Annotated in this window: 28 protein-coding genes; 14 read left to right on the top strand and 14 right to left on the bottom strand. The window is 52.6% G+C overall.

Annotated elements, in window-relative coordinates; genetic code table 11:
- Positions 1-14 precede the first annotated feature (14 nt).
- The 4 genes from secD to OGY15_RS16820 all read left to right on the top strand — a co-directional run bounded on the left by secD (position 15) and on the right by OGY15_RS16820 (position 4095).
- Positions 15-1862: a protein translocase subunit SecD gene (secD, locus tag OGY15_RS16835; protein WP_003021547.1), complete on the top strand. Its 1848-nt coding sequence runs from the start codon at positions 15-17 to the stop codon at positions 1860-1862.
- Positions 1863-1872: 10 nt separating this feature from the next.
- Entirely contained in the window at positions 1873-2844 is a 972-nt protein-coding gene (gene secF, locus OGY15_RS16830; protein WP_038638190.1) for a protein translocase subunit SecF, read from the top strand.
- 169 nt (positions 2845-3013) lie between these two features.
- On the top strand, positions 3014-3379 hold the full coding sequence (locus OGY15_RS16825; RefSeq protein ID WP_286540215.1) for a VOC family protein: 366 nt from the start codon (positions 3014-3016) through the stop codon (positions 3377-3379).
- 23 nt (positions 3380-3402) lie between these two features.
- A complete protein-coding gene (locus OGY15_RS16820; RefSeq protein WP_151218611.1) occupies positions 3403-4095 on the top strand; it encodes a helix-turn-helix transcriptional regulator in 693 nt (230 codons plus the stop codon).
- Between the two features lie 46 nt (positions 4096-4141).
- On the opposite strand, the gene OGY15_RS16815 is transcribed toward OGY15_RS16820, so the two are convergent.
- Both OGY15_RS16815 and OGY15_RS16810 read right to left on the bottom strand, forming a co-directional pair.
- Complete coding sequence (locus OGY15_RS16815) at positions 4142-5005, bottom strand: nucleoside-specific channel-forming protein Tsx (protein WP_003021561.1); 864 nt, start codon at positions 5003-5005, stop codon at positions 4142-4144.
- Between the two features lie 298 nt (positions 5006-5303).
- Entirely contained in the window at positions 5304-5843 is a 540-nt protein-coding gene (locus tag OGY15_RS16810; protein WP_286540212.1) for a SadB/YajI family lipoprotein, read from the bottom strand.
- A 154-nt stretch (positions 5844-5997) separates the two neighbouring features.
- Between OGY15_RS16810 and nrdR the strand changes: the two genes are divergently transcribed.
- From nrdR to pgpA, 6 genes are all read left to right on the top strand, one after another.
- Complete coding sequence (gene nrdR, locus OGY15_RS16805) at positions 5998-6447, top strand: transcriptional regulator NrdR (RefSeq protein WP_016152032.1); 450 nt, start codon at positions 5998-6000, stop codon at positions 6445-6447.
- 3 nt (positions 6448-6450) lie between these two features.
- A complete protein-coding gene (ribD, locus tag OGY15_RS16800) occupies positions 6451-7554 on the top strand; it encodes a bifunctional diaminohydroxyphosphoribosylaminopyrimidine deaminase/5-amino-6-(5-phosphoribosylamino)uracil reductase RibD (protein ID WP_151218614.1) in 1104 nt (367 codons plus the stop codon).
- 90 nt (positions 7555-7644) lie between these two features.
- A complete protein-coding gene (ribH, locus tag OGY15_RS16795; RefSeq protein ID WP_003021575.1) occupies positions 7645-8115 on the top strand; it encodes a 6,7-dimethyl-8-ribityllumazine synthase in 471 nt (156 codons plus the stop codon).
- A 19-nt stretch (positions 8116-8134) separates the two neighbouring features.
- Positions 8135-8554, top strand: coding sequence for a transcription antitermination factor NusB (nusB, locus tag OGY15_RS16790; RefSeq protein WP_000801129.1), 420 nt, complete (start codon positions 8135-8137; stop codon positions 8552-8554).
- A 76-nt stretch (positions 8555-8630) separates the two neighbouring features.
- Positions 8631-9608: a thiamine-phosphate kinase gene (gene thiL / locus OGY15_RS16785; RefSeq protein ID WP_151224859.1), complete on the top strand. Its 978-nt coding sequence runs from the start codon at positions 8631-8633 to the stop codon at positions 9606-9608.
- Positions 9586-10104, top strand: a complete 519-nt coding sequence (pgpA, locus tag OGY15_RS16780) for a phosphatidylglycerophosphatase A (RefSeq protein ID WP_061067419.1) — start codon at positions 9586-9588, stop codon at positions 10102-10104. The genes thiL and pgpA overlap by 23 nt, the downstream gene beginning before the upstream one ends.
- A gap of 83 nt (positions 10105-10187) precedes the next feature.
- On the opposite strand, the gene yajO is transcribed toward pgpA, so the two are convergent.
- From yajO to xseB, 4 genes are read right to left on the bottom strand one after another with little or no spacing between them, the layout of a single operon-like run.
- Positions 10188-11162: an aldo/keto reductase gene (gene yajO / locus OGY15_RS16775; protein ID WP_210904717.1), complete on the bottom strand. Its 975-nt coding sequence runs from the start codon at positions 11160-11162 to the stop codon at positions 10188-10190.
- 56 nt (positions 11163-11218) lie between these two features.
- On the bottom strand, positions 11219-13081 hold the full coding sequence (gene dxs, locus OGY15_RS16770) for a 1-deoxy-D-xylulose-5-phosphate synthase (RefSeq protein ID WP_286540206.1): 1863 nt from the start codon (positions 13079-13081) through the stop codon (positions 11219-11221).
- Positions 13082-13105: 24 nt separating this feature from the next.
- Complete coding sequence (gene ispA / locus OGY15_RS16765; RefSeq protein WP_151218616.1) at positions 13106-14005, bottom strand: (2E,6E)-farnesyl diphosphate synthase; 900 nt, start codon at positions 14003-14005, stop codon at positions 13106-13108.
- On the bottom strand, positions 14006-14248 hold the full coding sequence (gene xseB, locus OGY15_RS16760) for an exodeoxyribonuclease VII small subunit (RefSeq protein WP_038638224.1): 243 nt from the start codon (positions 14246-14248) through the stop codon (positions 14006-14008).
- Positions 14249-14456: 208 nt separating this feature from the next.
- Between xseB and thiI the strand changes: the two genes are divergently transcribed.
- Positions 14457-15905, top strand: coding sequence for a tRNA uracil 4-sulfurtransferase ThiI (thiI, locus tag OGY15_RS16755; RefSeq protein WP_005125147.1), 1449 nt, complete (start codon positions 14457-14459; stop codon positions 15903-15905).
- Between the two features lie 65 nt (positions 15906-15970).
- On the opposite strand, the gene OGY15_RS16750 is transcribed toward thiI, so the two are convergent.
- Genes OGY15_RS16750 through panE form a run of 3 tightly spaced genes read right to left on the bottom strand, consistent with a single transcriptional unit; the run spans position 15971 to position 18550 of the window.
- Positions 15971-17053 (bottom strand): polysaccharide deacetylase family protein, encoded by a 1083-nt coding sequence (locus OGY15_RS16750; protein ID WP_187252920.1) that lies wholly within the window; start codon positions 17051-17053, stop codon positions 15971-15973.
- A 32-nt stretch (positions 17054-17085) separates the two neighbouring features.
- Entirely contained in the window at positions 17086-17676 is a 591-nt protein-coding gene (gene yajL, locus OGY15_RS16745) for a protein deglycase YajL (RefSeq protein ID WP_187259369.1), read from the bottom strand.
- Complete coding sequence (panE, locus tag OGY15_RS16740; RefSeq protein ID WP_040232714.1) at positions 17639-18550, bottom strand: 2-dehydropantoate 2-reductase; 912 nt, start codon at positions 18548-18550, stop codon at positions 17639-17641. Before panE ends, yajL begins: the two co-directional genes overlap by 38 nt.
- Positions 18551-18724: 174 nt before the next feature.
- Here panE and OGY15_RS16735 point away from each other — a divergent pair, with 174 nt between their 5' ends.
- Positions 18725-19216 carry a YajQ family cyclic di-GMP-binding protein gene (locus tag OGY15_RS16735; RefSeq protein ID WP_003831002.1) on the top strand — a complete coding sequence of 164 codons (492 nt, stop codon included), beginning with the start codon at positions 18725-18727 and terminating at the stop codon, positions 19214-19216.
- Between the two features lie 80 nt (positions 19217-19296).
- On the opposite strand, the gene OGY15_RS16730 is transcribed toward OGY15_RS16735, so the two are convergent.
- Positions 19297-20661, bottom strand: a complete 1365-nt coding sequence (locus OGY15_RS16730; protein ID WP_187259371.1) for an MFS transporter — start codon at positions 20659-20661, stop codon at positions 19297-19299.
- Positions 20662-20896: 235 nt separating this feature from the next.
- Between OGY15_RS16730 and OGY15_RS16725 the strand changes: the two genes are divergently transcribed.
- A complete protein-coding gene (locus OGY15_RS16725; RefSeq protein ID WP_252837943.1) occupies positions 20897-21271 on the top strand; it encodes a DUF1493 family protein in 375 nt (124 codons plus the stop codon).
- A gap of 167 nt (positions 21272-21438) precedes the next feature.
- Entirely contained in the window at positions 21439-21762 is a 324-nt protein-coding gene (locus OGY15_RS16720; protein ID WP_286540199.1) for a DUF1493 family protein, read from the top strand.
- Positions 21763-21819: 57 nt separating this feature from the next.
- Here OGY15_RS16720 and cyoE read toward each other — a convergent pair whose 3' ends face one another.
- The 4 genes from cyoE to cyoB are packed head-to-tail and all read right to left on the bottom strand — an operon-like array spanning position 21820 to position 25646.
- A complete protein-coding gene (gene cyoE / locus OGY15_RS16715) occupies positions 21820-22710 on the bottom strand; it encodes a heme o synthase (protein ID WP_151224862.1) in 891 nt (296 codons plus the stop codon).
- Between the two features lie 11 nt (positions 22711-22721).
- The gene (locus tag OGY15_RS16710) at positions 22722-23051 is read right to left on the bottom strand and encodes a cytochrome o ubiquinol oxidase subunit IV (RefSeq protein ID WP_003021607.1); all 330 of its coding nucleotides are present in this window, start codon (positions 23049-23051) and stop codon (positions 22722-22724) included.
- Positions 23051-23665 (bottom strand): cytochrome o ubiquinol oxidase subunit III, encoded by a 615-nt coding sequence (locus OGY15_RS16705; RefSeq protein WP_003021608.1) that lies wholly within the window; start codon positions 23663-23665, stop codon positions 23051-23053. The genes OGY15_RS16710 and OGY15_RS16705 overlap by 1 nt, the downstream gene beginning before the upstream one ends.
- Positions 23655-25646, bottom strand: coding sequence for a cytochrome o ubiquinol oxidase subunit I (gene cyoB, locus OGY15_RS16700; protein WP_151218623.1), 1992 nt, complete (start codon positions 25644-25646; stop codon positions 23655-23657). Before cyoB ends, OGY15_RS16705 begins: the two co-directional genes overlap by 11 nt.
- Positions 25647-25665 lie beyond the last annotated feature (19 nt).

The raw sequence follows: 25665 nt of genomic DNA, 5'->3' as shown, positions 1-25665 counted from the left end.
CAAAGGGAACTGCCGTGTTAAACCGTTATCCTTTGTGGAAGTATGTCATGCTGATCGTCGTGATTGTCGTCGGTCTGCTCTATGCGCTTCCCAACCTGTATGGTGAGGATCCGGCTGTTCAAATCACTGGCGTGCGCGGTGCCGCCGCCAGTGAGCAAACGCTGATCCAGGTCCAGAAAACGTTACAAGAAGATAAAATCACACCTAAGTCTGTGGCTCTGGAAGAGGGTGCTATTCTCGCGCGCTTCGACTCCACTGATACCCAACTGCGCGCTCGTGAAGTGTTAATGGGCGTATTGGGTGATCAATACGTCGTGGCGCTTAACCTTGCTCCGGCAACCCCGCGTTGGCTGGCAGCCATTCACGCAGAACCGATGAAACTCGGTCTTGATCTGCGTGGCGGCGTTCACTTCCTGATGGAAGTGGATATGGACACCGCGCTGAGTAAGTTGCAGGAACAAAATATTGATAGCCTGCGCAGCGATCTGCGTGAAAAAGGCATTCCTTATACTACCGTTCGCAAAGAAGATAACTACGGTCTGAGCATCACTTTTCGTGATAGCAGCGCCCGTGATGAAGCTATCTCTTACCTGAGCAAGCGTCACCAGGATTTGGTTATTTCTAGCCAGGGCAGCAATGCACTGCGTGCGGTGATGACCGATGCGCGCCTGAGCGAAGCCCGTGAATACGCGGTACAGCAGAACATCAACATTCTGCGTAATCGTGTTAACCAACTGGGTGTTGCTGAGCCGGTTGTACAACGTCAGGGTGCTGACCGCATTGTGGTCGAACTGCCGGGTATTCAGGATACCGCGCGGGCGAAAGAAATTCTGGGCGCTACCGCGACGCTGGAATTCCGTCTGGTAAACACCAACGTTGACCAGTCCGCTGCAGCATCGGGTCGTGTTCCGGGTGATTCGGAAGTGAAACAGTCTCGTGAAGGCCAGCCTGTTGTGCTGTACAAGCGCGTGATCCTGACCGGTGACCATATCACCGATTCTACTTCCAGCCAGGACGAATACAATCAGCCGCAGGTTAACATCTCGCTGGATAGCGCGGGTGGTAACATTATGTCCAACTTCACCAAGGACAACATCGGTAAGCCGATGGCGACTCTGTTCGTGGAGTACAAAGACAGCGGTAAGAAAGATGCCAACGGTCGCGCCGTGCTGGTGAAACAGGAAGAGGTGATTAACATCGCCAACATCCAGTCTCGTCTGGGCAACAGCTTCCGTATTACCGGTATCAACAACCCGAATGAAGCGCGTCAGCTTTCTCTGCTGTTACGTGCCGGTGCGTTGATTGCGCCGATTCAGATTGTGGAAGAACGTACCATCGGCCCAACCCTGGGTATGCAGAACATTAAACAGGGTCTGGAAGCGTGTCTGGCTGGTCTGGTGGTGTCTATCCTGTTCATGATCTTCTTCTATAAGAAGTTCGGTCTGATCGCCACGAGTGCGCTGATTGCGAACCTGGTGCTGATTGTCGGTATTATGTCGCTGCTGCCGGGCGCTACGCTGAGTATGCCGGGGATTGCGGGGATCGTCTTAACCCTTGCTGTCGCGGTCGATGCGAACGTACTGATCAACGAACGTATCAAAGAAGAGTTGAGTAACGGGCGTTCGGTGCAGCAGGCCATCAATGAAGGTTATGCGGGCGCATTTAGCTCCATCTTCGATGCGAACATTACGACGCTGATTAAGGTCATTATCCTGTACGCAGTCGGCACCGGGGCAATTAAAGGGTTCGCGATTACTACCGGTATTGGGGTAGCGACGTCGATGTTTACCGCAATTGTCGGTACACGTGCCATCGTAAACCTGTTGTATGGCGGCAAGCGCGTCAAAAAGCTGTCAATCTGAGGAGTGCGAAGTGGCACAGGAATATACTGTTGAACAATTGAACCACGGCCGTAAAGTCTGGGACTTTATGCGCTGGGACTACTGGGCTTTCGGCATTTCAGGTTTTCTGCTGATCGCGGCCATCGTGATTATGGGCGTGCGCGGCTTTAACTGGGGTCTCGATTTCACCGGTGGTACGGTCATTGAAATCACGCTGGAAAAACCAGCGGAAATGGACGTGATGCGCGATGCGCTGGAGAAAGCGGGCTTTGTTGACCCGCTGCTGCAGAACTTCGGCAGCAGCCACGACATTATGGTGCGTATGCCGCCAACCGAAGGCGCAGACGGCGGTCAGGTGCTGGGTAGCAAAGTGTTGAGTGTGATTAACGAATCCACCAACCAAAACGCGGCGGTGAAGCGAATTGAATTCGTGGGGCCGAGCGTAGGTGCAGACCTGGCGCAAACGGGGGCGATGGCGTTGATGGCGGCGCTGATCTCCATCCTGGTGTACGTCGGTTTCCGCTTTGAGTGGCGACTGGCGGCAGGGGTGGTTATCGCGCTGGCGCATGACGTAATCATTACACTTGGGATCCTGTCGTTGTTCCATATCGAGATTGACCTGACTATCGTCGCCTCGCTGATGTCGGTAATCGGTTACTCGCTGAACGACAGTATCGTTGTATCTGACCGTATTCGTGAAAACTTCCGCAAAATTCGTCGCGGTACGCCTTACGAAATCTTTAACGTGTCATTGACTCAGACGCTGCATCGTACGTTAATTACGTCCGGTACGACGTTGATGGTTATTCTGATGCTGTTCCTGTTCGGTGGTCCGGTACTGGAAGGCTTCTCGCTGACGATGCTGATCGGTGTTTCCATCGGTACCGCATCTTCTATCTACGTGGCATCGGCGCTGGCGCTGAAGCTGGGTATGAAGCGTGAGCACATGCTGCAGCAGAAGGTCGAGAAAGAAGGGGCGGATCAGCCGTCAATTCTGCCTTAACCCATTAAGAGTGAAGATAGTGGAATCCCGATCGCAAGGTCGGGATTTTTTTTGCCTGTGATTTAGCGGCAGACCATTATTGGTTTCGGTCGCCACACTACTGACAGTATGCTGTCAGTAGCACTGTCTTATAGTCCTTCTGACACTACTCACACAGGCAGGAGGAAGTATGAACAACGTCATTAACTGGTTTGAAATCCCCGTGGCAGAAATGGATCGCGCCATTGCATTTTATGAGCCCGTGATGCAGGTTTCTTTGCGTCGGGAAAATATGGACTGCGCCGAGCTGGCCGTATTCCCGCATCAGGATCCTGCTCCCGGCGGAGCGCTGGCTAAATTTGACGGCATTACGCCTTCAGCGCTAGGCGCTATTATTTACCTGCATACGGACGATTTGGCTGCAACGCTTGAGCGTGTCGCCACCGCTGGCGGCCACTGCGTGTTTGGCCCGCTCGAACTGGGGCAAGACATTGGCACGATTGCGCTGTTTACTGACAGCGAAGGCAATCGCGTTGGTTTAAATCAACCCGCGTAATTTTTTCAGCACTGAGGATTAATATGTCCAGACGCGCCGACCGCTTGTTTCAGATTGTACAAATCCTGCGTGGCAGGCGAGTGACAACGGCGGCGCTGCTGGCAGAACGTCTGGAGGTATCTGAACGGACGATTTATCGCGATATCCGCGATCTCTCTTTATCCGGCGTGCCCATTGAAGGTGAAGTGGGCAGTGGATACCGCCTAATGGCAGGGTTTGATTTGCCGCCGTTAATGTTAACGCAACACGAATCAGAAGCGTTGATGGTGGCTATTCGGCTGCTGAAAACATGGGGTGGGGATTCACTCTCACAGGCGCTGGAGTCTGCGCAGGAAAAAGTGCTGGCGATATTGCCGTCAGAGAGTCGGCGCAGGGCCGAGCAAACACGGATTTTCGCACCTGATTTTGGTAATCAGCCGCATTCACGCAGTGCGTTCGATCTCATTCATCGCGCGGTTTCGGCGCAGCAGACACTAGCGCTGCATTATCGCGATGAGGTCGGGAATCTTTCCTGGCGCGATGTTCAGCCGCTGGGACTATTTTTCTGGGGTGAGCACTGGCTGCTCGTTGCATGGTGTGAAAAACGTGACGATTATCGCTGCTTTCGGGTTGATCGATGTCTGAAGATCACGCCACTCGACAAGTACTTTCGCGAATCAGCGGATCGCTCGCTAAGTGACTTTTTACGTAAAGTACGCTGTGAAGACCAGCCATAAAAAAGCCAGCGGTTAAGCTGGCTTGTCTGCGGACAGATTTCCTGAATTAGAAGTTGTAACCTACAACCAGGTAACCACCCCAACCGGTAGATTTCGCGCTGAAATCGCCTTCGCCCCAGTTCAGAGTGTCGCCACCTTTCCACTGACCGCCGTTATGGAAGTAACGCGCCACTACGGAGTAGTGCCAGTGATCGTAGTTCAGCGCCAGAACGTGGCTGGAAGCGATAGAGTTGCTGGTGCGGTTCGGATCGTCACCCAAATCTGAGCCCCAGTCGAAGTTGGTGAAGCCGATGTAAGTTAACTGACCGCCCCATACCTGAGTGATCGGCACAAAGTATTTCACTTTGAAACGGTAGCCATCCCACTCGTTTTCGTTGGATGCGCCATAGTTCTGCCACTGGTATTTAGCATACACGTTCAGAGACAGACCCATCGGCAGACCGGTATCGATATCGGTACCCAGACCCATATACCAGGTGCTCTGGCGACTGGCTTTGTTATCACCCATATCGTAGATGTAGTTGTTGGCGAAATACCATTCTTTGAACGGACCAAAGCTCAGGTCAGCGCCGGTCAGTTTGTCGATAGAGAAACGCGGTTCGATTTCCATAAACAGCGGAGAACCGTCAGACCAGATGCCTTTATCGTTGCCGTTACCCCAGTCGAAGGTTTTAGGAATATCGATGTAGCCATAGAAGTCAAACCAGTCTTTTTTGGCAAACGCTTCATATTCCAGATACACGTCGTTGTTCAGTTTCGGGGAGAAACGGGTGTGGTAGCTACCCACCACGTTGACGCTCTGGTGCCACCAGTCGGACAGATATTGCGGTTTGTCATTTTCTGCTGCGTTGGCAGTAAAAGACGAGGAGAGCGCCAGCACTGCACCGGCTGCAAGTAATGTTTTTTTCATATGTATGTCACTGTTTGAAATCCCTTTAGGGAGTGAAAAATGCGCAAATTGCGTTTCTAAATATTTCGTAACTCTTCGGAGCCTATTATAAAAATCATTGTTCACAAAAATATGTCTTGTTTCACAGTTCTATCATTTACGTAATCGATTGCGTTCACGTTTGCGTACTTTAGGCGGCGAATTGTACTGGCTCTCATCAATGTTGCCAAGTTTTACCAGAAATATCGGTTATGTCAGAGGAGTAACAAAATAGACGGGAGTGGTGTTGCGGAACGCACAAAACGTTCCGCAAAAAAGTTTATTGACTAACAGGTTGAACGTCGTGGATGCGAACAAAACCTAACTGTTCGCGAGTGAGACCATTTATCTGCAGCGGAATGTCGACGTCGCTGGGGGCAAGAATACTTGCCGGGGCGTTGACCAATTGGTTGTGAACGTTCACTTCCTGATAGTTGTCCGTGGTACCCTGAATTTGCCCGTATTCGACGGTGGCGCTAAAGGCGGGTAAAGGCGTGTTGGATTCACCCTGAATCCGCAGCGTCAGGCGCGTTCCGTCGGCGTTCGGCGCAATATTTATCAGCGACATGCGTAACGTGCCTATCTGGCTGTCCAGTCGGGCAGGGGTTTTGGAACCTGGCAGCAGATAGACGCCGCTGGTCGATTTTGCGTTCAACATATTTTGCTGGGTAATTTTTACCGTTTCCTGATTGAGCCGCGTCATCTCTTTATTCAACGTGCTAACGCTTTGATGCATCTGGCGTACTTCACTTTGCTGCGCGCAGGCGCTAAGGCTAAAGAGACTTCCCACCAGGAGAATTCTTAGGTAACGTCTTGTCATTGTGATCACTTCCTTTATTGTCGCGATAGCATAATGGTAGTGCGCACTGAGCGCGAAGGCATCGATCCTTTGTCTCAAAAGCGCTGCGCCTTTGTTGTCACGCCAGTTCAGGGTAAAATAGATTTCTGTTAACCACTGAGGTACAGGACGCCGTATGCATTGCCCATTCTGTTTCGCCGTAGACACTAAGGTAATTGACTCTCGTCTTGTCGGCGAGGGCTCCTCAGTACGCCGCCGTCGGCAGTGTCTGGTCTGTAACGAACGTTTCACCACTTTTGAAGTGGCTGAACTTGTCATGCCGCGCGTTGTGAAAAGCAACGATGTGCGTGAACCTTTTAATGAAGATAAGCTGCGCAGCGGCATGCTCAGAGCGCTTGAGAAACGCCCGGTCAGTTCTGATGACGTCGAAATGGCGTTGAACCATATCAAATCACAACTGCGTGCCACTGGCGAGCGTGAGGTGCCGAGCAAGATGATTGGCAACCTGGTGATGGAGCAGTTGAAAAAACTCGATAAAGTCGCCTATATCCGCTTTGCCTCGGTGTACCGTAGTTTCGAAGATATCAAAGAATTTGGCGAAGAGATTGCTCGCCTACAGGACTAAGCCATGCAGGATGAATTGTACATGGCGCGCGCGCTGAAGCTTGCTGCGCGCGGACGCTTTACCACTCACCCCAATCCTAACGTGGGCTGCGTGATTGTTAAAGATGGGCAGATCGTCGGTGAAGGGTATCATCACCGCGCGGGCGAACCGCATGCCGAAGTCCATGCCTTGCGGATGGCGGGAGCAAAAGCGCAAGGGGCAACCGCCTATGTCACGCTTGAACCCTGTAGTCATCATGGGCGTACGCCGCCGTGCTGCGAGGCGCTGATTGCCGCAGGCGTGTCACGTGTGGTTGCCGCGATGCAGGATCCCAATCCGCAGGTAGCAGGTCGTGGGCTCTATCGTTTGCAGCAGGCTGGCATTGACGTCAGCCACGGGCTAATGATGAGCGAGGTTGAGCAGCTTAATAAGGGCTTCCTGAAGCGCATGCGTACGGGATTCCCCTATGTGCAGCTTAAGCTTGGTGCCTCGCTTGATGGACGTACGGCGATGGCCAGCGGTGAAAGCCAGTGGATAACCTCCCCGCAGGCGCGTCGAGATGTGCAACGTTTACGAGCGCAAAGCCATGCTATTTTAACCAGCAGCGCTACGGTATTAGCCGACGACCCTCAGCTTACTGTGCGTTGGTCGGAGCTTGGAGAGTCTACCCAGGCCAGTTACCCGCAGGAAAATCTGCGCCAGCCGATCCGCATTGTTCTTGATAGCCAGAATCAGGTCACGCCGGAGCATCGAATTGTGCAACAGCCAGGAGAAACCTGGATTGCCCGGACTAAAGACGACCCTCGCAGTTGGCCGGAGACGGTGCGTAGCCTGAAAGTTCCGGAACATAACGGGCATCTGGATCTGGTGGTGCTGATGATGCAACTGGGTAAGCAGCAAATTAACAGCATTTGGGTTGAAGCTGGCCCAACGCTGGCGGGCGCGTTACTACAGGCCGGTTTGGTTGATGAGCTAATCGTGTATGTTGCGCCTAAACTGTTAGGCAGCGATGCGCGAGGATTATGTGTGCTTCCAGGCCTTGAGAAACTGGCCGACGCCCCCCATTTCAAATTCAATGAGATACGCCAGGTGGGCCCGGACGTTTGCCTGCATTTAACGACTGCGTGAGGCTTTCTGATTTAGAGGAAGCAGCGCACAGAATATTATGATAAAATCCGCCCCCCTTACGGGGCTATAAATCGAACCCGAAGGAAGAATATGAACATTATTGAAGCTAACGTTGCTACCCCGGACGCTCGCGTCGCCATCACCATTGCGCGTTTCAACAACTTTATCAATGACAGCCTGCTGGAAGGTGCGATCGACGCCCTGAAACGTATTGGTCAGGTTAAAGATGAAAACATTACCGTTGTTTGGGTTCCTGGTGCCTATGAGCTGCCGCTGGCGGCTGACGCTCTGGCGAAAACCGGTAAATACGACGCGGTGATTGCGCTCGGTACGGTGATCCGTGGCGGTACCGCGCACTTCGAATATGTGGCTGGCGGTGCAAGCAATGGCCTGGCGCATGTCGCTCAGGACAGCGGCATTCCGGTAGCCTTCGGTGTTCTGACCACCGAAAGTATTGAACAAGCCATCGAACGTGCTGGCACTAAAGCCGGTAACAAAGGCGCAGAAGCTGCACTGACTGCGCTTGAAATGATTAATGTATTGAAAGCCATCAAGGCCTGATTTTTGTAAGGGGAAATCCGTGAAACCTGCTGCTCGTCGCCGCGCCCGTGAGTGTGCCGTCCAGGCGCTCTACTCCTGGCAGTTGTCCCAGAACGACATCGCTGATGTTGAATACCAGTTCCTGGCGGAACAGGACGTAAAAGATGTCGACGTTCTGTATTTCCGTGAACTGCTGTCCGGGGTGGCGACTAACAGCGCGTACCTGGATGGCTTAATGAAGCCTTACCTGTCTCGCCTGTTGGAAGAGCTGGGTCAGGTAGAAAAAGCCGTGCTGCGTATTGCGCTGTTTGAACTGTCTAAGCGTAGCGATGTGCCATACAAAGTGGCCATCAACGAAGCGATTGAACTGGCGAAAACCTTCGGCGCTGAAGACAGCCACAAATTCGTGAATGGTGTACTGGATAAAGCAGCACCTGTGATTCGCCCCAACAAAAAGTAATTCCGAGGCCGGTCGGATGGTGGAACGTGTTTCCACTATCCCCGGCTTTTTCTTTTTTTCTGCTGAGGCATAACGTATGGCATGTGGCGAATTTTCCCTGATTGCCCGTTATTTTGACCGCGTAAGAACCTCTCGTCTTGATGTCGAAACCGGTATTGGCGACGATTGCGCACTCTTGAATATCCCTGAAAAACAGACGCTGGCGATCAGTACCGATACGCTGGTGGCTGGCAACCACTTCCTCCCTGACATTGATCCCACCGATCTCGCCTGGAAAGCGCTGGCGGTGAATTTGAGCGATCTGGCGGCGATGGGGGCGGACCCTGCATGGCTGACGTTAGCACTCACGTTACCTGAAGTCGATGAAGCCTGGCTTGAAGCCTTCAGCGATGGCCTGTTTGAACTGCTTAATTACTATGATATGCAGCTGATTGGCGGTGACACCACGCGTGGGCCACTGGCGATGACGCTGGGTATCCATGGCTACGTTCCTGTCGGACGGGCCTTAAAACGCTCCGGAGCGAAACCGGGAGACTGGATTTATGTGACTGGCACACCGGGCGACAGCGCGGCGGGGCTGGCGATTTTACAGAATCGGTTGCAGGTTGGAGATGCAAAAGACGCAGACTATCTGCTTAAACGTCATCTGCGGCCAACGCCGCGCATCTTGCAGGGTCAAGCCCTGCGCGATCTTGCCAGTGCGGCTATCGATATTTCTGACGGCCTGATCTCCGATCTCGGGCACATTATTAATGCCAGCGGCTGCGGCGCGCGGGTTAACGTTGATGCGCTGCCTTACTCTCCGGCATTTGCCCAACACGTGGAATCGGAACAAGCGCTGCGCTGGGCGCTCTCGGGTGGTGAAGATTATGAGTTATGCTTTACTGTACCGGAAATTAACCGTGGCGCGCTGGACGTCGCGCTGGGGAATCTCGGCGCATCGTTTACCTGTATCGGGCAGATGAGCGCGGATGTGGAAGGTATTCACTTTACGCGCGACGGAAAACCCGTCACGTTCGACTGGAAAGGATATGACCATTTTGCCGCGCCTTAAAAAAGATGTCGCCAAAAGTCGCCTGAGCATGCGCAACCCGTGGCATCTGTTGGCGACCGGTTTTGGCAGTGGGCTGAGTCCAATTGTTCCTGGCACGATGGGATCGCTGGCGGCGATCCCATTTTGGTATTTAATGACGTTTTTGCCGTGGCAACTGTATTCACTGGTGGTCATGTTGTCTATCTGTATTGGCGTTTATCTGTGCCATCAAACGGCGAAAGATATGGGCGTGCACGATCACGGCAGCATTGTCTGGGACGAGTTTGTCGGGATGTGGATAACCCTGATGGCGCTTCCGACCAATGACTGGCGGTGGGTTGCTGCGGGTTTTGTGATTTTCCGTATTCTGGATATGTGGAAACCGTGGCCGATCCGCTGGTTCGATCGCAACGTGCATGGCGGAACGGGGATCATGATCGATGATATTGTGGCCGGGATACTTTCTGCCGGGATCCTCTATTTTATCGGCCATCACTGGCCGGTAGGTATCATTTAAATGCTTTTGCCGGATGGCCGCGTAAATGCCTCATTCGGCCTACAAACGGCCCGATAAGCGCAGCGCTATCGGGCATTGCCAGATTATTTAAATCCCACCACCGGATGCTGTTTGTACGGCGTTTCCAGCTCGGCGATCTGCTCCGGCTTCAGTGTTAAATCCACCGCATTAAGCAATTCATCCAGCTGTTCCTCACGCGACGTACCGATAATCGGTGCGGCCACACCGGGTTTGCTCAGCAGCCAGGCCAGTGCGACCTGTGCCCGCGTGACGCCTAATTCCTCACTGATACCGGCGAGCCGTGCGGCAATTTGTGCATCGTTTTCATCGCTCTCGTTGTACAAATTTTTACCGACTTCATCAGAAACCAGACGTGCAGTGGTTTCTCCCCAGGGGCGTGTCAGGCGACCACGCGCCAGTGGACTCCATGGGATCACCGCCACGCCTTCCTGATAGCAAAGCGGCAGCATTTCGCGTTCTTCTTCGCGATAAATCAGGTTGTAGTGATCCTGCATGCTTACAAACTGCGCCCAGCCGTGTTGTTTCTGTAAGGCCAGCGCCTGAGCAAACTGCGAAGCGTGCATGGATGAGGCGCCGATATAGCGCGCTTTACCGGCTTTAACAACGTCGTTCAGAGCTTCCAGCGTTTCTTCGATTGGCGTGTTGTAATCCCAACGGTGAATTTGCAGGATGTCGACATAGTCCATACCCAGACGTCTGAGGCTGTCATCGATCGAGCGCAGGATTTGTGCGCGGGATAATCCTTCTGCTAAATCATCAACCTGGTGAAAAACCTTGGTGGCGACCACGACATCTTCGCGGCGGGTGAAATCACGCAGCGCGCGACCGAGAATCTCTTCGCTACTGCCAGCGGAGTAACTGTTGGCGGTATCGAAAAAGTTAATGCCACCCTCAAGGGCGTGTTTGATTATCGGGCGGCTGCTTTCTTCAGGTAGCGTCCAGGCGTGATTGCCGCGATGGGGTTCGCCAAACGTCATGCAGCCCAGGCAAAGGCGGGAGACACGAAGGTCGGTTTTTCCTAAGGTGTTGTATTTCATCAATCCACTCCTGCTTAGCTCGTGATGAGTTAAGCATAGCAGGAGCGGAGAGGGGATTATGCCAGCCAGGCCTTGATTTTGGTCTCAATGCCAGCGGCATCAAGACCCAGATCGGCGCGGGCCTCCTCCTGAGTCCCCTGCGGGATGAAGAAATCAGGCAGGCCAATGTTCAGTACCGGAACGGGCTTGCGATGAGCCATCAGCACTTCGTTTACGCCGCTGCCAGCACCGCCCATAATGGCGTTCTCTTCAATGGTGACCAGCACTTCGTGTTGAGCTGCCATTTCCAGGATCAGCGTTTCATCCAGCGGTTTCACAAAGCGCATATCCACCAGCGTGGCGTTCAGCGACTCGGCGACCTGAGCGGCTTCCGGCATCAGGGTACCGAAGTTGAGAATCGCAACTTTCACTCCGTGACGTTTCACTATACCTTTCCCGATAGGCAGTTGTTCCAGCGGCGCCAGCTCAACGCCCACCGCGTTACCGCGCGGATAGCGCACTACCGTTGGACCATCGTTATAGTGATAGCCAGTGAACAGCATCTGGCGACATTCATTCTCATCGCTTGGGGTCATAATGACCATTTCCGGGATGCAGCGCAGGAAGGAGAGATCGAACGCCCCCTGGTGGGTTTGTCCATCTGCACCAACGATACCCGCCCGGTCAACGGCGAACAGGACCGGCAGTTTCTGAATGGCGACATCATGCAGCACCTGATCGTAAGCGCGTTGCAGGAAGGTAGAGTAAATAGCCACGACCGGCTTATAGCCGCCAATCGCCAGACCGGCAGCAAACGTCACCGCGTGCTGCTCGGCAATTGCCACATCGAAGTAGCGGTCCGGGAACTTACGTGAGAATTCCACCATGCCGGAACCTTCGCGCATCGCCGGGGTGATCGCCATCAGCTTATTGTCTTTCGCCGCGGTCTCGCACAGCCAGTCACCGAAGATTTTTGAATAGCTTGGCAGGCCGCCGCTACTTTTCGGCAGGCATCCGCTGGACGGATCGAATTTGGGTACCGCGTGGAAGGTAATCGGATCTTTTTCCGCTGGCTCGTAGCCACGACCTTTTTTGGTCATGATGTGCAGGAACTGTGGACCTTTCAGATCGCGCATGTTCTTCAGCGTAGTGATAAGCCCCAGCACGTCGTGACCATCCACCGGGCCGATATAGTTAAAGCCCAGCTCTTCAAACAGCGTACCCGGAACAACCATGCCTTTGATGTGTTCTTCGGTACGTTTGAGCAGCTCTTTAATCGGCGGTACGCCGGAGAACACTTTCTTTCCGCCTTCGCGCAGCGAAGAGTAAAGTTTGCCGGAGAGCAATTGCGCCAGGTGGTTATTCAGCGCGCCGACGTTTTCTGAGATCGACATTTCGTTGTCGTTCAGAATAACCAACATGTCGGGCTTAATATCGCCCGCGTGGTTCATCGCTTCAAACGCCATGCCAGCGGTGATGGCGCCGTCGCCAATCACGCAGACGGTACGACGTTCTTTGCCTTCTTTCTCGGCGGCAACCGCAATACCGATGCCAGCGCTGATAGAGGTCGAGGAGTGTCCGACGCTCAGTACGTCATACTCGCTCTCACCGCGCCACGGGAACGGATGCAAACCGCCTTTTTGGCGAATCGTACCGATTTTATCGCGACGGCCGGTCAGAATTTTGTGTGGGTAAGCCTGATGCCCCACATCCCAGATTAACTGGTCAAACGGGGTGTTGTAGACGTAGTGCAGCGCGACGGTGAGTTCCACCGTGCCCAGACCAGAGGCGAAGTGCCCGCTGGAACGGCTTACGCTGTCGAGCAAATAGCGGCGCAGTTCGTCGCAAAGCTTTGGCAGGCTCTCTTTTGGCAGCAGGCGTAACTCCTGGGTGGAGTCGACCAGCGCCAGGGTCGGGTATTTGGCTATATCAAAACTCATCGCAAGCTCATGGGATATGTTGGTTTATTTATCACGCTGGATTATATAGTCCGCTAGCGCTTCCAGTGCCGAGGTATCGAGTGACTGTGCGGCCAGCAGATTCAGCGACTGGCGGGCATCTTCGATTAAATCCCGGGCTTTATTCCGGGCTTGCTCAAGACCCAGAAGTGCAGGATAGGTACTTTTGCCAAGCTGCTGGTCAGCACCCTGACGTTTACCCAATATTGCAGTATCGCCCACCACATCCAGGATGTCATCCTGAACCTGGAAAGCCAGGCCGATGCTTTCTGCATATTTGTCGAGTGTTGCCAGGCATTCTCGCCCTTTGTCACCTGCGCTTAATGCCCCCAAACGTACGGCGGCGCGAATCAATGCCCCGGTTTTGTGGCGGTGAATACGCTCCAGCGCATCCAGCTCAACCTGATGGCCTTCGGCTGCCAGATCCAGCGCCTGGCCGCCGCACATTCCGGCGATACCGCTGGCCTGGGCCAGTTCAGAGATCATCGCGATGCGGTCACGGTCAGACACTTCCGGCATCGGGGCGTCGCTGATAATGGAGAACGCCAGCGTTTGCAGCGCATCTCCGGCGAGGATCGCATTTGCCTCGCCAAATTTTACGTGGCAGGTCGGCAGACCGCGGCGCAGGTCATCGTCGTCCATCGCAGGTAAATCATCGTGCATCAACGAATAAGCATGGATGCACTCGACGGCTGCCGCGGGAGCATCAAGCGTACTCAGGCTGACGCCAAACATCTGACCGGTCGCGTACACCAGAAACGGGCGCAGACGTTTACCGCCTAATAATGCGCCATATTGCATGGTTTCGACCACGGGAGTGTTCTGAAAGGGCAGTGGCGCGATAAAACGGCTCAGTGCCTGATTGGCCTGCTCAACGCAAGCCTGTAGCTGCTGCGTAAAATCCATTTACTCATTATCCGGTGTAAAAGGCGTAAGGGCGGCGTCTTCAGTATCTGACAGCAGGATTTGCACGCGCTGTTCAGCCTGTTGCAATTTAACCTGTCCCTGACGCGCCAACTGTACGCCTCGTTCGAATTCGTTCAGCGCTTCTTCCAGCGGCAGGTCGCCGCTTTCCAGGCGGGTAACAATCTGTTCCAGCTCGCTCAGCGCTGTTTCAAAACTGGCTGGCGCTTCATTTTTCTTCGGCATAATGAATGTCTGACTCTCTGTATTGGCAGCACAAGACTATGGTAACGGACTCGCACTGATAAGCAAATAACGCGCAATGGTAAGGCGATGTGCACAGGATGACCATGATGGTGGTATACTTGCGCGCCTGGATGCAGCCGCAGGGTATGGGCTGCTGTATTTTTTTCCATTACAAGTCATTCAGACTTGCCAAAGAACCATTGCCGCCATGAAGTTTATCATTAAATTGTTCCCAGAAATCACCATCAAAAGCCAATCTGTGCGTTTGCGCTTTATAAAAATTCTGACAGGGAACATTCGTAACGTTTTAAAGCACTATGATGAAGACCTTGCCGTTGTCCGTCACTGGGATCACGTTGAGGTTCGCGCGAAAGATGAAAGCCAACGCCTGGACATTCGCGACGCGCTAACCCGTATTCCGGGGATCCACCATATTCTCGAAGTAGAAGACGTGCCGTTTACCGATATGCACGATATTTTCGAGAAAGCGCTGGTACAGTATCGCGATCAACTGGAAGGTAAGACCTTCTGCGTTCGCGTCAAACGTCGCGGTAAGCATGAGTTTAGCTCTATTGAGGTGGAACGCTATGTTGGCGGTGGACTGAACCAGCATATTGAATCCGCGCGCGTGAAGCTGACGAAGCCGGACGTGACGGTGAATCTTGAAATCGAAAACGACCGCCTGTTGCTGGTTAAAGGCCGCTATGAAGGTATCGGCGGTTTCCCGATAGGGACACAGGAAGACGTACTGTCGCTGATCTCGGGTGGTTTCGACTCCGGCGTGTCCAGCTACATGCTGATGCGTCGCGGCTGCCGCGTACACTATTGCTTCTTCAACCTGGGCGGGGCAGCGCATGAAATCGGCGTTCGCCAGGTGGCGCATTATCTGTGGAACCGCTTTGGTAGCTCGCATCGCGTGCGTTTTGTTGCCATCAACTTTGAGCCGGTAGTGGGCGAGATCCTGGAGAAAGTCGACGACGGTCAGATGGGCGTGGTCCTCAAACGTATGATGGTACGCGCGGCGTCGAAAGTCGCTGAGCGCTACGGCGTACAGGCGCTGGTAACCGGTGAAGCGCTGGGCCAGGTGTCCAGCCAGACGCTGACCAACCTGCGCCTGATCGATAACGTTTCTGACACCCTGATCCTGCGACCGCTTATCTCCCATGATAAAGAGCACATTATCAATCTGGCACGTGAAATTGGTACCGAGGACTTTGCCCGTACTATGCCGGAATACTGCGGCGTGATTTCAAAAAGCCCGACGGTGAAAGCAATTAAGGCGAAGATTGAGGCCGAAGAAGAAAACTTCGATTTCTCGATCCTCGATAAAGTGGTTGAAGAAGCGAACAATATCGATATTCGTGATATCGCCCAGCAGACGCAGCAGACCGTGGTGGAAGTGGAAACCGTGAGCGGCTTCGGCCCGAACGATGTGATTCTGGATATCCGCTCTGTGGATGAACAGGATGACAAACCGCTGAAGGTTGACGGCGTGGACGTCGTTTCTCTGCCGTTCTACAAGCTGAGCACCAAATTCGGCGATCTGGATCAGAGCAAAACCTGGCTGCTATGGTGTGAACGCGGGGTGATGAGCCGTCTGCAGGCGCTTTACCTGCGCGAGCAGGGCTTTGAAAACGTGAAGGTGTATCGCCCATAATTGAGCAAACACCATGTTGAAGGCCGGATATGGCGGTTACGCCGCCATCCGGCAATACAACGTTATTATTCAAAACGCATGGGAAGCGTTTTCCCGTTCGACTCCCAGACGCCCTGATAAACTCCGTCTTTTAAATCCAGTGTTATTTTCTCTTGCGATTGTTCAGCTGCAGACGTCTTCAGTTCATAATGTTGATTATCGGCCGTATCGCACTTACCGGTTAATTCAATCGGTGCGCCAAATTTCTGGTAAAAGTAAGCCCCGTCAAAAAAATCACCGTATTTGCACTCCACCTTCAACACAATACGCATGCTTTTTCCCAGCGTGCCGTACATCACCTTGCCGTCAATGCCGGGGGCGGGCTCAACCGGTGTTGTACTCTTTGCGCCAGTCAGATACTGGCCGTATGACGTGAGCTGATTATGCAGTTCTGCGGTAGGTATTTTCGTGGTGAAATCGCCCAGATCGTCGAGCGCACGGCTGGCATGGTTGCTACAGCGTCCATTCAGGAAGGCCAAATGGTCTTTTTGCAGAGAGAATTTATCGATGTAGTACAAACCGTCGGTGTAGGTTGCGCATGATGCGTAGAATTCGGCGTAGTCAAAATCATCGCCTTTCTCTTCTTTTATTTGCGCCGACGTCTGCGATTTATGCGCATCAACAAAGGTGTCGATTTGGCCACGGATATCTTTTCTGATGCGGGTATTTAATTCGGCCATCGTAGAGCGGGAAAAGAGATCGTTGAGGGTAATTGCTGCGCCGTTGGCTAAATCGAAGCTGAGCGGTACATTGTACGATTCACAATACGCGCCGCACCCTTCGACAAACATGTTCAGTGACAGTATTTTGTCGTCGCGATACTCAACCGTGTAATCAAGGTTTGCGGTGGCGTTTCTCTCTGCTTTGGCGAACTGCTTCAGCGTAGCCTGTGGGTTGCTACCCGGCAACTGATTGATAAAGCTTGCGAAAATATAATCGTTAATGCGTTTAGCGACCTGAGGGTTATCCGTTGAAGTAAACCACGGCACGCGATACTGTATCTCAGCGCTTGCGGGGTAGCGATATTCAAGGTTTTTTATTTCAAGTTGCGTTGCTGCGGCGTAGCCGGAAAGGAGCAGTAAAGCCACTGCGCTCAGATATCCTTTCATTCTTATTCCTTGTAGGTAAGTGGCCTGAAGATTTATTCGTAGTAGTTATAAATTCCCGCAGCCATCACCAGCTGTGACGCTACCTCATGGGCTTTTTCACGACTAACCAACAGATCAATGATTTTTAAACCGAAATCGATGGAGGTTCCCGGTCCCTGGCTGGTTAACAGGTTAACGCGCGGATCCCACACGACGCGCTTGTCCTGCCATTGCTCCGCGGGGATCTTGTCTTTCAGCGCCGGGTAGCCGGTCATGTTGCCGATGGGAAAAATGTCGTGTGGGACGAGGACGGTCGCGGCAGCGGCGCAGATTGCCGCGACTATGCGTCCGGAGCGATGAAACTGTTTCACGGTTTCGACCAGCAGGGGACTGTCGCGAAAGCACTCGGCACCTTTGACACCACCGGGCAGCACGATGATGTCGAAATCGCCGTCGGCAACTTCGACTAATGGCGCATCCGCCAGCAGTTTCACACCGCGCGAGCACACGATCGTCAGATTGCCATCGCTGGCGACGCTGGCGGTTGTGACCTTAATTCCGCCGCGAACCAGCAGATCGATAGTAGTAACTGCTTCGGTTTCTTCACTACCAGGGGCGAGACATACCAGTGCTTGAGCGCTCATACTCACTTTCCTTTCTTTTAACCATTTCAAACAGGCGGGCATTTTCCGGAACGGCGATGCCGTGCGCGCGTGCGCGTTTTAACAAATAACCGGTAATGTAGTCGATCTCGGTATGACGCATGGCGCGAATGTCCTGCAGCATAGATGAGATATTTTCCGCCGTACTGTCAATCACTTGCTCGACATAATAGCGTAAATCATCCGCTGATGTGTGGTGGCCTTCGCGTTCGATCACCGCTGCCACTTCCTCGCAGATGAGCGCTATTTTTTCCGGATGGTGGCGTAACTCACCGTTTGGGCAATCCCATAATGCGGTCAGCGGGTTAATGACGCAGTTGACGGCCAGCTTGCGCCACAGCTCGGCGCGAATAGTGTTGTGCCAGGCGACGTCCGGCAGCACCTCTTGCAGGGTTTCAGCCAGATAGCTGAAATCTCCGTCTTGCTCACGCGCCGGTCCAATACGCGTTGTTCCCTGAGCGACATGAATGATGACGTTCCCGTCACGGCGCGCTGCGTGGGTGGTGGTACCCATCAGCAAGGGTTGCTTAATGTTATGTAACTCTTCAATCGTGCCCATGCCGTTGTGAATAAGCAGAATGGGCGTGGTTTCAGGCAGAATTGCGGCCAGGCCTTTTACCGCATCAGAAACCTGCCAGGCTTTCAGGGTGACCAGCAGCAGGTCGCTTTTTGCCAAAAAGTCGGGGTCGTTTGCCGTCAGGGATTCATTAAAAACTGAGCCATCCGTGTCGATCAGGTTTACGCTGCAGTAGGGTTGCGGTACGCGCAGCCACCCTTGCACCTCATGTCCATGTTTGCACAGTGCTGTAAGCCATAGCTGTCCTAACGCTCCACATCCCAGTACGGTAATTTTCATTCTTCCTCCTCACCTGCAACAACACCAGGTGTTAATCCATTTCGACCGCACCCCATTATTGTTCGCAGATGTCACTACCACGTACAATGAAGGGATACAGCCTAGTATAGCGCTGTCTGTTGAGTAACTTTGCAGGTATTATGCTTTGCATCAAAAATGAAGGGAGAGGAAAAGATGCCATCTTTCGATATTGTCTCTGAAGTTGATCTTCAGGAAGCCCGTAACGCGGTGGATAACGCCAGCCGTGAAGTCGAGTCACGCTTTGATTTTCGTGGCGTTGAAGCCACTTTTGAGCTGAATGAGTCAAATAAGACGATTAAGGTGCTGAGCGAGTCTGATTTCCAGGTCAATCAGCTGCTGGATATTTTACGTGCAAAGCTGCTGAAACGCGGTATTGAAGGCACGTCGCTGGACGTACCAGAGACCTTCGTGCACAGCGGTAAAACCTGGTTTGTTGAAGCTAAGCTGAAGCAGGGCATTGAAAGTGCGGTGCAAAAGAAAATCGTTAAGCTGATCAAAGACAGCAAGCTGAAGGTGCAGGCGCAGATTCAGGGTGAAGAAATTCGTGTGACCGGTAAGGCGCGTGACGATCTGCAATCCGTCATGGCGCTGGTTCGCGGTGGCGATCTCGGCCAGCCGTTCCAGTTTAAAAATTTCCGCGATTAAGTCGTAATGCCTGATCCGGCCTACAGGTCGCACACGCTATTTGTAGGCCGGATAAGACGATAGTCACCATTCGGCACTCTTCACGCCTGGCTTATGGCCTGCTCAACTTCGAATCGATTGGTGACTTTGCTGTCGATTTTCACGTAGGCTGAATGCTCTTTCGCCACGATTAACACTTCGCTTATCCCTTCTTTCGCCAACAGACGCTGCTTCAACGTGTCATCCGCGGCAATTTCTGGTGGGATTTCCACGCGCAGGCTGCTGACGTACGGCGGTTCTTTCATTGTGCTTGCCACCAGTAACCAAATGGCTGCCAGCAGCGCGCCAGCCAGGAATACGGCCTGACCATCAAACATTTCGACCACCCAACCACCGAGTGAACCGCCAATCGCCACGCCAAGAAACTGGCTGGTGGAGTAAACGCCCATCGCCGTGCCTTTGTAACCCGCAGGCGATTCTTTGCTGATAAGCGAGGGGAGAAGGGCTTCCATCAGGTTAAAGGCGAGGAAGAAAATCTGCACGCCCGCAATCAGACCCCAGAAACGAATGTTAGCGCTCCACAATACAATCTCTGCAATAAGGATCAGTAACACGCAGGCGAGGAATACGCGTTTCATCTTGCGCTTTACTTCGGCGTAAATGATGAACGGCACCACGGAAACAAAGGACAGCAGCATCGTCACCAGATAAATTTTCCAGTGTTCTGCGGCGGGGAAACCGGCTTTCGCCAGTTGTCCTGGTAACGCGACGAAAGTGGACATCAGCAAAATGTGCAGACACATGATGCCGAAATTGAGTTTCAGCAGTTTGGGCTCCGCCAGCACTTTGCTGAAGCTGCCTTTTACCATGCCCGACTCGCGGTTCAGCACGTGGTTGGTACTATTGGGAACGACCCAAATAGTCAGCACGATACCCGTGGTGGCAAGAGCGGCAATCATCCAGAACAGCGCGTGTAGCCCCAGCGCGTGGGTAACGATGGGCCCCAGCACCATCGCAATGGCGAAAGTGATACCAAAGCTGACACCGATAAACGCCATCGCTTTGGTGCGGTTTTGCTCGCGGGTTAAGTCGGAAAGCAGCGCCATCACGGCCGCGGCAATTGCTCCGGAACCTTGCAATGCGCGACCAAGAATAATGCCCCAGATTGAATCGGAGAGCGCGGCAATCACGCTGCCGAGAACGAATACCGCCAGCCCGCCGACAATAAGCGGCTTACGACCAATGCGGTCAGAGAGCAGACCAAAGGGGATCTGGAAGACGGCCTGTGCCAGACCGTAAATGCCGATGGCAAGGCCAATCAACGCTTCGCTGGCACCCTGTAGCGCCATGCCGTACGTGGTCAGAACCGGCAGAACCATAAACATGCCAAGCATGCGCAACGAGAATACGGTCCCTAAACCCCAGGTGGCGCGCAACTCACCGGGCGTCATTTTGTAATCGTTCATTCCCACCTCTGTATTAATTTCGCGCCTAGTGTAAAGCGGGGAAGGAATGGGGTAAACCTCTACGATATGTGGAATTGTGTAGCACGGAAACTTAAATAGTTACGATTGCAACTAATTTACTTGCGATAATTACAGGTGTAGTCTTTTTGTGGTTATTACTAATGGAAACAGGGAAAAGGAAAATGGTATTTCGTAATAAATATCACCAATTGATTCAGGCTGATGACGGTATTCAATGGAGATCATTCTAATGAGTATTCAAGACGATGTGTTAAAGCTTTTCAGGGAAGAAATACCCGGGTATTTGGATGAAAACTGGAAAGAGATTCCTTTAGAACTCGACTCAGAACTATTTGATGTCCCCGGTGATGACCTCCACAGTGCTCTGACTCGATATGAGAAAGAGTTTAAAGTCGATTTATCATGTGTGAACTGGAAACCGTATTATCCGTGGCACAATTTGCCACTATTCACTAGATGGTTCAAAGCTAAATGGGAAGAAGTAGAAGGCACACGTTTACCTTTAACCGTAAGGATGTTTGCGGAGTCAGCAGAGGCGGGGAAATGGTTGTTTGAGATCTGGCCTGATGAACAAAAAGACGAGACCTGACGCTGTCAAAATCGGGTAGTAAATAAAAAGGATGCCGAAGTACCCTTTTAGCATTCGCTGAATTTACCCAACCAAGGTCAACAGGGTGTATGAATAATACATCATAAAGTCTAATGATATCATGATATTAGTACGACTAAAGATCGCATACAGTGGACATCCTTCTGATGAGAAATTATGAAGCTGAAGTTATTGAGTACATCATGAAGAATTACCCAATCAGGGAACGTTGGTTCAGACCTGGTCTTAAGCAGGTCACTAAACAATGGACCCTTGAGGATGATTTTCAGTTTGTTCCGGAAGATGCGTATGATTTTTTAGCTGATTTATTTGAGCATTTTGATATTGAATATTCGAAGTTTGATGGAAGGAATTATATTGAACAAGAATACCCTTTCTGGCGAAAAGATCCTCCTGAAATTGAGTTGAAGCCTTTGACAGTAGGTATGATTATTGAATCAGCAAAGGCTGGGAAATGGCTTTACGACTGAATAACATTCCTGCCAATAAAAAGGGTGCCAGAGCACCCTTTTCGTATCTGCAGATTCTTACCAGACGTAAGTCAGCAGGTTCTGCGAGTTTGGCACCATAAAGTCGACGGACATCATCACGGAAAGCGCGGTAATGGCGATGATGGAGAAGCCGAACAGCTTGCGCGCCCAGACTTTGTCATCTTCCACTTTATAACCGCGCAGCGCCATGCCCAACCACCAGACACTCACCGCCGCAGCAACAATCAGGTATTTGTAACCTGCATAGCCGCCCAGGGTTAGCATCAGCGTGGCGATAGCAAATGCCACGATGTACAGCGTGATATGGTTTTTCGCGACCGAAATACCTTTCACCACCGGCAGTACAGGGATGTTGGCAGCCTGATAATCCTTGAAGCGGAAAATCGCAATCGCGTAAGAGTGCGGCATCTGCCACAGGCTGAAAATAGCCAGCAGAATCAGCGCACCGCTATCGAACGCACCGGTTACGGCGCAGTAGCCAATCACCGGCGGCGCAGCGCCGGAGAGTGAGCCAATCAGCGTGCCATAAACGGAATGGCGCTTCATGTACAGGCTATAGACGCCCACATAGACCACGAAGCCCATTACCCCCAGCCAGCAGGCCAGAGGGTTCGCGCCAAACCACAGCAGCATAAAGCCAGCAATACCCAGCAGGGTGGCGTATACCAGTGAGACCGCAGGGGAAATCAGACCTTTAACCAGCACGCGGTTTTTGGTCCTCTCCATCTTCCTGTCGATATCCCTGTCGATGTAGTTGTTAAATACACAACCCGACGCCACAACCAGTGACACCCCAACCAGCGTGTAGATAAACAGGGGATAATCAATGCTGCCTTTCGAGGCCAGCAGGAACCCCCCAATCACCGAGATCAGGTTGCCAAAGATGATGCCTGGTTTCGTTACTTGCAGGTATTGCTTAAACATCATAATCGCCGCTCTTAGTGCATCATCATGTTGTAGTTAAGGTTCCACATAATCCAGATGGAGCCCACAACCAGGATGGCGATGATTAGCACAGTAAAGACAAAGGCCGTCATGTTCCAACCTTCATCAGATTTGCTATTCATGTGCAGGAAGCACACCAGGTGCACCAAAATCTGTACCACTGCCATTGCCAGAATAGTTCCCAGAATGACGGCCGGAGAGGCAGAACCTGTCATCACCATCCAGAACGGAATAACCGTCAGGATGATCGACAGGATAAAACCTGTCATGTAGGTTTTTACGCTGCCATGGGATGCGCCGCCGCTCTCGTTAGCATGACTCATTACATCGCCCCCATCAGATAAACAACAGTGAACACACAGATCCATACCACATCCAGGAAGTGCCAGAACAGGCTCAGGCACATGATGCGGGTACGGTTAGTACTGGTCAGGCCGCGACGAGCGACTTGCACCATCAGAACTGCCATCCAGATAAGACCGGAGGTGACGTGCAGACCGTGCGTGCCGACCAGCGCGAAGAACGCAGACAGGAAACCGCTACGATCCGGGCCCATGCCGTTAACAATCAGGTGATGGAATTCATAGAGTTCCATCCCGATGAATCCGGCACCGAACAAGAAGGTCAACGCCAGCCAGGAGATAACCTGGCTCTTGTTGTTCTTGTACATGGCAATCGCTGCCATGCCGTAAGTAATGGAGCTGAATAACAGCAGGAATGTTTCAACCAGAACGAACGGCAGTTCAAAAATGTCCTTACCTGTCGGGCCACCTGCGGTGCCGTTCACCAGAACGGCATAGGTTGCAAACAGAATAGAGAACAGAATGCAGTCGCTCATCAGGTAGATCCAGAATCCGAAGATTTTGGTCTGGCCTGCATCGTGGTGCCCGTGTTCGTGCGCGTGGGCAGTCGCGTGCGTTAAAGTATCAGTTGCCATTTTTCAGCCCTGCCTTAGTAATCTCATCGAAATGCTGGTTTTCCAGTTTTTCGATTTCCGGGACCGGCACGTAGTAATCCACGTCTTCATCAAAGCTTTTCACAATCCAGCTGATGATCATGCCTGCGAAGCTTGCAATCGCCAGCCACCAGATATGCCAGATCATGGCGAAACCAAACAGTGTTGCGAAGGCGGTAATGACGATACCGGCACCGCTGTTCTTCGGCATATGAATCTCTTCATAGTGCGCAGGCTGCTTGTACGCTTCACCTTTTTCTTTCATTTCCCAGAAGGCATCACGCTCGTGAACGTGCGGCACAACGGCAAAGTTATAGAACGGAGGCGGGGAAGAGGTTGCCCACTCCAGCGTACGACCACCCCATGGGTCACCGGTCAGGTCACGATTCTGCTCGCGGTCGCGAATGGACACGTACATCTGAATGAACTGGCACAGGATACCCAGTGCAATCAGCGCGGCACCACAAGCGGCAACAACCAGCATCGGATGGAACTGCGGGTCAATCTGCTGGCTGAGGCGACGGGTCATACCCATAAAGCCCAGCACGTACAGCGGCATAAATGCCACGAAGAAGCCGATGATCCAGAACCAGAATGCGCGTTTACCCCAGGTCTCGTTCAGCGTGAAGCCAAACGCTTTCGGCCACCAGTAGGTCATCCCCGCGAAGCAACCAAATACCACGCCGCCGATGATAACGTTATGGAAGTGCGCAATCAGGAACAGACTGTTGTGCAGTACGAAGTCGGCACCCGGAACCGCCAGCAGTACGCCGGTCATGCCGCCGACTGAGAAGGTCACGATAAAGCCAATCGTCCACAGCATTGCTGAGTGGAATACGATACGGCCCTGATACATGGTGAACAGCCAGTTGAAGATCTTCACCCCGGTCGGGATGGCGATAATCATGGTGGTAATACCGAAGAAGGCGTTTACGTTTGCGCCGGCACCCATGGTGAAGAAGTGGTGCAGCCAAACAATGAACGACAGAACGGTGATACACACGGTTGCCCACACCAGCGAGGTGTAACCAAACAGACGCTTACGCGAGAAGGTTGCAGCGACTTCGGAGAATACCCCGAATACTGGCAGGATCAGAATGTACACTTCCGGATGGCCCCAGGCCCAAATCAGGTTGATGTACATCATCATGTTGCCGCCCATATCATTGGTAAAGAAATGGGTGCCCAGATAGCGATCCAGGGTCAGCAACGCGACGGTAACCGTCAGGATTGGGAAAGAAGCGATAATCAGGATGTTCGCGCACAGAGACGCCCAGCTAAATACCGGCATCTTGAACATGGTCATTCCTGGCGCACGCATCTTAATGATGGTCACAAAGAAGTTGATACCAGTCAGCGTTGTACCAATACCGGACAACTGGACTGCCCATATCCAATAATCGACCCCGACGCTTGGACTGTACTCTATTCCCGAGAGCGGCGGATATGCCAGCCAACCGGTCTGAGCGAATTCACCTACGCCCAGAGACAGGTTAACCAGGATTACGCCGACAACGGTGAACCAGAAGCTCAGGTTGTTCAGGAATGGGAACGCAACGTCACGTGCGCCGATCTGCAGCGGAACCACCAGGTTCATCAGACCGATAACAAATGGCATTGCCACGAAGAAGATCATAATCACGCCGTGAGCCGTGAAGATCTGGTCGTAGTGGTGAGGTGGCAGGAAACCCGCTTCACCTGCTGAAGCCAGCGCTTGCTGACTACGCATCATGACGGCATCTGCAAAGCCACGAATCAACATGACGATTGCGACGATGACATACATGATGCCAAGGCGTTTGTGGTCAACCGAAGTCAGCCACTCTTTCCACAGGTAGGTCCACTTACCGAAGTAAGTGATTAGGCCCAGTAAGGCCGCACCACCGATGATAATGGCAGCGATCGTAACCATGACAATGGGTTCATGGAACGGCACTGCATCCAGCGTCAATTTTCCGAACATCGTATTCTTCCTCGGCCCC

This window comes from Citrobacter sp. Cu231, from assembly GCF_030332265.1.
Lineage (GTDB): Bacteria > Pseudomonadota > Gammaproteobacteria > Enterobacterales > Enterobacteriaceae > Citrobacter > Citrobacter meridianamericanus.
This window is presented reverse-complemented; position numbering and strand designations above follow the sequence as displayed.